A 538-nucleotide genomic window follows, 5' to 3' on the forward strand; every position below is an offset into this window, starting at 1 on the left:
TTCAGAGGTGATAACTACATCATACCGCCCATACCGCCCATGCCGCCCATATCAGGCATTGCCGCTTCTTTCTTCGGTAGATCAGTCACCATAGCTTCAGTAGTGATCATAAGGCCCGCAACTGAAGCTGCGAACTGTAGCGCACTACGAGTCACTTTAGTTGGATCCAAAATACCCATTTCGATCATGTCACCATATTCGCCCGTTGCCGCGTTGTAACCATAGTTACCCTCGCCCGCACGTACATTATTAGCAACGACTGACTCTTCATCACCTGCGTTTTTGGTGATTTGACGAATTGGTGCTTCCATCGCACGCAGTGCAACTCGAATACCTACGTTTTGCTCTTCGTTATCACCTTCAAGACCAACCACTTTAGAAGCAGCACGGATCAGTGCAACGCCACCACCCGCAACAACACCTTCTGCAACAGCAGCTCGAGTTGCATGCAATGCATCTTCTACGCGATCTTTCTTCTCTTTCATTTCTACTTCAGTGGTTGCACCGACTTTGATCACTGCAACGCCACCTGCCAGTT

1 protein-coding gene is annotated in these 538 nt (G+C 49.1%); it reads right to left on the bottom strand.

Annotated features, from left to right (window positions below; genetic code table 11):
- Positions 1-14: 14 nt before the first annotated feature.
- Positions 15-538, bottom strand: a 524-nt coding sequence (locus GMA8713_RS26430) for a TCP-1/cpn60 chaperonin family protein (RefSeq protein WP_306456085.1), incomplete at its 5' end; no start/stop codon positions are given.

The organism is Grimontia marina, assembly GCF_900060185.1.
Lineage (GTDB): Bacteria > Pseudomonadota > Gammaproteobacteria > Enterobacterales > Vibrionaceae > Enterovibrio > Enterovibrio marinus.